Here is a 6,724-nt window from a genome sequence, read left to right on the forward strand (position 1 = left end):
AAATTGCATAGGCATGTATAAAAAACACTTTATAAACAGCCTGAAAACATCCCTGCATGATAGGCTTTACATCAAATCAAGGAATCTCGTTTTCTCCACCTGGTCTTTTGAATAGTCCACGTTTACTTGTTCAAAAATACAGTCTGTCCCTTTTACTTCTTCCGGCAGAAAAGCACGGCCGCCGTTATACAAGTAAAGCAGCACATTTCTCACTGGAGGTTTCTCTTCCGGAAAATGGTGCTTAATCAGCTTCATTACATACCCAAGATTTTTTGCAAGCTGGCTGTTCGCAGGTGGAATCGGCACTTCAATTCTTTCATCATTGTAAAAATAAATTAAGTACCCATCGTTTTGTTCACTGAAATCTGCCCAGTCGTCCGTTCCTGCTTCATACCAGTGATGGATGTATTTTTGAAAAATAATGTGCCTTTTGCACTGAGGAGCTTTCAACTGAAGAACCCCGTCCCGGATGCCGGGAGAAATATCCCAGCGGCTTTCCGCCGGATAAACCGCTGATTCGGTGATCAAAATAAAATCAAACTGTCCGAACTGCGGCCGGTCGTCCCCTGCACGACGCCCAAAACTTGGCAGAAACAACACTTCCTTCGCAGCCGTGTTATCGGCAAGCTGGTCGAGAATTGAATCCATCTCGTTGTTTAAAGCCCATAATGTATAAGCGTCTTCACTAAATGATAATACCCGCATAGTTACCTCCTCTACAGTTTCAAAAACTGTATTCATATTGTATACTACTTCGCTTTTTAATACTGTATTTCCTTTCTGAGTAAACCCCCTTCATAGAAAGGACTTCTTTTCCATAACCGTTCCTCTATAGGGAGGAAGTTCAAACATGCCCCGCCTCAGGGGTGTTTACAGCCCCGGGTTAAAGTAACATCTATCTGCTGCATTGAGAAGGGGCTGCCGCTCGTTTTTGACCCTCCCTCCTCTTTTCTACTGGAAGCAGAACGAAAAGCACGGCGGAGTATGGTCCTGTTCGACCAATCACCCGCCGTGTTTTTTATTTAATCTTTTTCTGTTAATTGGAGATAAAATTTCCCGGTCTGTCCTGCTTCATACAAATTAGTTATCGACGTGGAGTAACTGGAAATGATGCCTTTAAAAGACAGCGATTTCTCCGGTATATCCACATCGAATATTCCTTCGTAAAGCAGCGTTGTAATGTCATGGTATTTTTCGTGTGTCACAAGAAAAGTCACCGTGATTTTATGTTTTCCGTCCTGCTGTTCATGCTGGAAATGTTCCACGGGAATTACTGTGCCGTTCAACTTAATTTCACTGGTCATTACTGCTGCTCTCCCGTGATTTCTTTTAAAATTTCATAAGACCGCTTCTGCTTGTTTCGATCATAAATATAGGAAACTGCCATAATTTCATCTGCGTGATACTGGTCCTGGAACCGTTCAAGCTGTTTCTGCACCGTATCTCTGCTTCCTGCAAAAGTCATACTGGACATCTGTGAAGCAACCGCCCTCTCCTGAGGCATCCACAGTCTGTCCATTTCCTCCGGTGTCACCGGCGGCTGGAGAGGATTCTGCGAGCCTCGTACTACATTCAGGAAAAACTGCTGCATCGTTGTTGTTTCCATCTCCGCCTCTTCGTCCGTTTCTGCTGCGATAACGTTAAGACATACCATTATATACGGCTTATCAAGGTACTCTGACGGCTGAAAACGGTCCCGGTATATGGAAATCGCCTGATCCATGTAGGTTGGCGCAAAATGGGAGGCAAAAACGTATGGAAGACCGAGCTTTGCCGCAAGAACCGCTGAATCCGTTGACGAACCGAGAATGTACAGCGGAATACCGGCTCCTGTTCCGGGAAAAGCTTTTACTTTGCCCTGCGTGCCGGCCGGACCAAAATACTGAAGAAGCTCCTGTATATCATCCGGAAAAGAATGAACAGCTGTATCCATCTGTGTCCGGCGCAGCGCACGTGCCGTTGTCATATCCGTTCCCGGAGCCCTGCCGAGACCAAGATCAAGGCGGCCCGGATATAAAAGTTCCATCGTGCCGAACTGCTCGGCTACTGCCAGCGGAGAATGGTTCGGCAGCATGATACCTCCTGAACCGACGCGGATACTTTTCGTATTTTCGAGCGTATGTTTTATCAGGATCGAAGTGGCCGAACTGACAAGTGTCGGCGTATTGTGATGTTCGGCAATCCAGTAGCGGTCATAGCCCATTTCTTCCACAGCCTGAGCCAGATCGACCATATCTTCCACTGCTTCTCTCTGCCCTTCCCCCTCTCGTACAGGGGCAAGGTTTAATACAGAAACTGGTACTTGTATATTAGACATTCAAAACGTTCCTTTCTTTTTTAAAGTTACTCTTTTATCGTATCAATCGAATCCTTCTATGGAAAACAATGTGCCTCATGTATATTGTTTCAGGCATATCAATCTGATTGGGAATGCATTAAAATACTTAGTAGAATCTAACAAATGAGGCGGATCCACTTGAAATTCCCACAATTAAAGCTCACTACAATTATTATATTATTCGTCTGCAGTGTCGTTCTTATTTCTCTTCTTATTACAAGCCTGCTTGCAGGACAGTCCACCGGCAGAACTATCGAGAATTCTCTTGAAGAAAAAGCGCTTACTACCGCACGGGCAGCTGCGGAAACCGAAGAAATCCAAAACGGACTGCAGGATCCCTCGGCCGCGGAAGCTGTACAGCAGTATACTTCCACCATCCAGGAAGCTGTCAGCGTATACTTTGTCGTTGTTATGGATATGGATGGCATACGAATATCGCATCCGGATGAGGAACTGATAGGCGAAGCCTTTGTAGGAGGGGATGAATCACGTGTACTCGAGCAGGGAGAGGAATACACTTCGCGCGCGGCAGGAACACTTGGAGAGTCTCTGCGGGCATTTACTCCTGTGTTTGATGACGACGGTACACAGATAGGAGCTGTCGCTGTAGGACTTTCCCTGGATACGGTGGACGCTGCCGTCGCTGAGAACCAGTACCGTATTCTCACCGGCTCCCTTCTCGGGCTCATTATAGGTCTCATAGGTGCCTATGTTCTGTCCCGCTATATCAGGAAAATTATGTTCGGAATGGAACCCCACGCCATTGCCAGGCTGCATGAGGAAAGAAACCACATGCTTCAGTCAGCTCATGAAGGAATTACGGCTATCGATGAAAACGGCCGGATCAGACTCGTAAACCGTTCAGCACGGGAACTGTTCACACAGGCCGGCCTTATGACGGAAGATCCGGAAGGGAAAAGAATCAGCGACGTGATTCCGGGTGCGGGGCTTGAAAGAGTTCTTCACACCGGAAAGGAAGAAATCAACCAGGAGTACTCTTTCCACGGATTGTCTATAATTATTAACCGCATTCCCATTATCGTTAATGGCCGGACAGTTGGAGCAATTGCTACCTTCCGGGATAAAACCGAAATCAACTCACTGGCGGAAGAGCTTACCGGTGTACAGATGTATGCCGATTCTCTCCGTTCCCAGTCCCATGAATTCATGAATTACCTGCACGTACTGCTCGGTATGATTAAGATGGAAAAATATAATGACGCTGCAACGTATATTTCCCGGATCGTCGATCACCAGGCTCATGAAGTACAGAACGTTGCCTACTATATAAAGGATCCTGTACTCGCCGGATTTATTATAGGAAAAGCGAGCTATGCCCGGGAAGCCCATGTCGAATTTCAATTATCATTCGAAACAAAAATACCTGCTTCTGCAGACCGTGCTGTAACAGGAGAACTGGTTACTATTTTAGGGAATCTCATAAACAATGCTGTCGAGAGCGTAGTGAATCTTACGGAGAAAAAAGTGCATGTTCATTTTTCTTTTGTCGACGGGCTTCTCACGGTTTCAGTCACAGATTCCGGGCCCGGTATTAAAGAAGAAGATGCAGAGAAAATATTTTTGAAAAAATATTCAACAAAAGAAGGCGAAGCAAGAGGGTTCGGGCTCCACCTTGTAAAAGAAAGCATCGAAAAGCTTGACGGTTCCATTGAAACATCCATTCAGGACGGTACTGAATTCACTGTAATTATTCCTTACGAAACCGGGGGCGAATCTTATGATTAATGTTCTGATTGTAGAAGATGATCCAATGGTAGCAGAACTTAACAGAAGCTACCTGGAAAAAATGAAAGGCTTCCGTGCAATAGCTTCTGCTTCCACCAGTGAAGAAGCAGAAGCTCTCCTTGCTTCCAAGCAGGTGGACCTGCTTCTGCTCGACGTATATATGCCCGGACTTAATGGCCTTGAATTCCTGAAAAAAGTTCGTGAACAAAAGATAAATGTAGATGTTATTCTGATCACGGCCACATCGGAAACAGCCGAAATTCAAAAGGCTCTGCGCCTTGGAGCCGTTGATTATTTAATTAAGCCGTTTGAGTTCCCTCGCTTCCAAAAAGCTCTTCTCCAATACGAAAAATATTATTGGAGGGTGGACCAGAAGGGCAGAATGAGCCAGGAAGATCTGGATCAACTGCTTCAGAAACAGCCTTCCCCCCCTCATATCCCGGAAACGGCAGAGCTTCCAAAAGGCCTTACTAAAACCACACTGGAAACAATCTGTAGAAGAATTTCAGTTTTCGCTCCCGGGTCCTTTTCCACGGAGGATCTTGCTTCATCGACAGATATATCCAGAGTATCTGTCCGAAAGTATTTAAAATTTTTGACCAGCATCGGTTTCCTGGAAGAAACACTGACGTATGGTGTTGGAAGACCGATTTATCAGTACCGGATCAATGAAGCCAACCGTCAAGTTATCCAGCACTATTTATAAACTGTCAGCCCCGGGCCTTTTCCAGAGACCGAAATGTGGTTTCACGGGCAAACTAAAACATTAATAGTCCGTTCTAACGTGAAAGCAGCCCTTTGGCTGCTTTTTTTAATTACAATACTAATATTAATTACATAACGTGTGAATTTTCTGTTAACTGCCGTAGGATGAACTTTAATGAAAACGCTTACTAAAAAGGAGTGACTCTTATGGCTCAGACAGCAGAAAAAAGGTATGAGGAAACAGAACAGGCCTATCCAGCTGAGGAGGAACAAAAACATAAACACACGATTTTTGGAATTCCGATCATATGGTTCAGTGCATTTGTAGCGATTACACTCGTCAGCCTGTACACAGACAGCCTTCCCGGCGGCATGATCGGTGCTCTTCTTCTCATGATGGTACTTGGTGAATTTCTTGGATGGCTTGGTAACAATACCCCCTTTGTGCGCACGTTTCTTGGAGGCGGAGCTATCGTCGCCATTTTTGGTGCTGCTTTCATGGACTTTGCAGGGCTGCTTCCGGAAGCAGCTGTGACGTCCATGACAGACTTTATGACCGATGGTGGTTTTTTAAATTTTTATATTGCTGCCCTTATCACGGGAAGCATTCTCGGTATGAACAAAGAAATTTTAATTAAAGTTGGTGTGCGTTACTTCTTTCCTATTATGGGAGCCGTCATCGGTGCCCTTGGGCTCGCCGGACTGTTCGGCTTTTTCGTCGGAATGTCCATCATGGATGCCGTGCTCGTTATTGCCACACCAATTATGGGAGGCGGCATGGGTGCCGGCGCTGTCCCGCTCAGCCAGGTTTACTCAGAAATTCTCGGAAATGATCCAAGCTACTACATTTCCATGCTCGTACCGGCTCTTGCTCTCGGTAACGTTTTCGCGATTATTCTGGCAAGTGTACTAAACATTGTCGGTAACAAAGTGCCTTCCCTTACAGGTAATGGCCAGCTTATTCAAGGCTTCAGCTATAAGGAGGAAAAACAGAGATACGATATTCAGCTTATGGGAATCGGTCTGATGGCAGCTCTTGCTTTCTTTGCTCTCGGAACACTGCTTGGAGAATTTATTCCGCTTCATCCCTACGCCCTGATGATTATTCTCGTGGCCATGGCAAAAATTTTGGATGTTCTTCCGAAAGTCGTCCTCGGCGGAGCAAGCCAGTGGTATAAGTTCGTAGCAAACAACTGGACGTTTGCCCTGTTGTTTGGTATCGGTATTGCCTATACGGACTTAAATGCTGTACTGAATGCACTGACACCGCAGTATATTTTCACTGTACTCGGAGTCGTACTCGGCGCCGTGCTCGGGGCTGCACTGCTTGGACGCATGGTCGGCTTTTATCCGATCGAATCGGCTATTACAGCCGGTCTCTGCATGGCCAACATGGGAGGCACCGGAGACGTCGCCGTACTTTCTGCAGCAAGGCGCATGCAGCTTATGCCTTTCGCTCAGATTTCTTCCCGACTCGGAGGTGCCATTATTCTGCTGCTCGCCGGCCTTCTGATTCCATTATTGTAAGAAATAATGGTGCTGCCCCGTGACCGGCTTGCGGGGCAGCCTTTTTATGCCGATTTCATGGGCAGGAAGCAGACTAAATCCGGCTGCGGTGTTTTCCTGAAATACTGCCCCCGGAGTTTATTAATCATTATAGAAGGGCTTATTCACTTTAGCGGAGACGTATTAATCTTTATGGGCGGGGGTTCTGTCATTAAGAGGACTTTCAATCATTACAGGCGGCTTTTTAATCATTAAAAATCTCATTTCACATCAGTTTAATCATTATCAACCTGTCATTAATCATCAAATTATCTTTCATTCACTCAAGAAATTTCCGTTCGCTTTCTGTTTTCAAAAAAAGTTCTGTGAAAGATCCTCGATCTTTACAGGCTGTTTATAAAGTGTTTTTTATACATGCGTAGACATTTC

At 45.6% G+C, this 6,724-nt stretch carries 6 protein-coding genes; 3 read left to right on the forward strand and 3 right to left on the reverse strand.

Annotation, left to right across the window (positions count from 1 at the left end; translation table 11 throughout):
* Positions 1-66: 66 nt before the first annotated feature.
* The 3 genes from C6Y45_RS17050 to C6Y45_RS17060 form a co-directional block, all read right to left on the reverse strand.
* Positions 67-705 (reverse strand): hypothetical protein, encoded by a 639-nt coding sequence (locus C6Y45_RS17050; protein WP_107586429.1) that lies wholly within the window; start codon positions 703-705, stop codon positions 67-69.
* A gap of 317 nt (positions 706-1,022) precedes the next feature.
* Entirely contained in the window at positions 1,023-1,304 is a 282-nt protein-coding gene (locus tag C6Y45_RS17055; RefSeq protein WP_107586430.1) for a DUF3219 family protein, read from the reverse strand.
* Positions 1,304-2,317, reverse strand: a complete 1,014-nt coding sequence (locus C6Y45_RS17060) for an LLM class flavin-dependent oxidoreductase (protein WP_107586431.1) — start codon at positions 2,315-2,317, stop codon at positions 1,304-1,306. The genes C6Y45_RS17055 and C6Y45_RS17060 overlap by 1 nt, the downstream gene beginning before the upstream one ends.
* Before the next feature lie 159 nt (positions 2,318-2,476).
* On the opposite strand from C6Y45_RS17060, the gene dcuS reads away from it, so the two are divergent.
* The 3 genes from dcuS to C6Y45_RS17075 all read left to right on the forward strand — a co-directional run bounded on the left by dcuS (position 2,477) and on the right by C6Y45_RS17075 (position 6,316).
* Positions 2,477-4,084, forward strand: a complete 1,608-nt coding sequence (dcuS, locus tag C6Y45_RS17065; protein WP_245922698.1) for a DcuS/MalK family sensor histidine kinase — start codon at positions 2,477-2,479, stop codon at positions 4,082-4,084.
* Positions 4,077-4,790 (forward strand): response regulator, encoded by a 714-nt coding sequence (locus C6Y45_RS17070; protein WP_107586433.1) that lies wholly within the window; start codon positions 4,077-4,079, stop codon positions 4,788-4,790. The genes dcuS and C6Y45_RS17070 overlap by 8 nt, the downstream gene beginning before the upstream one ends.
* 206 nt (positions 4,791-4,996) lie before the next feature.
* Positions 4,997-6,316, forward strand: a complete 1,320-nt coding sequence (locus C6Y45_RS17075) for a 2-hydroxycarboxylate transporter family protein (protein WP_107586434.1) — start codon at positions 4,997-4,999, stop codon at positions 6,314-6,316.
* Positions 6,317-6,724: the final 408 nt, after the last annotated feature.

Origin of the sequence: Alkalicoccus saliphilus, from assembly GCF_003044065.1 — a bacterium.
GTDB classification, from domain to species: Bacteria; Bacillota; Bacilli; order Bacillales; family Salisediminibacteriaceae; genus Alkalicoccus; species Alkalicoccus saliphilus.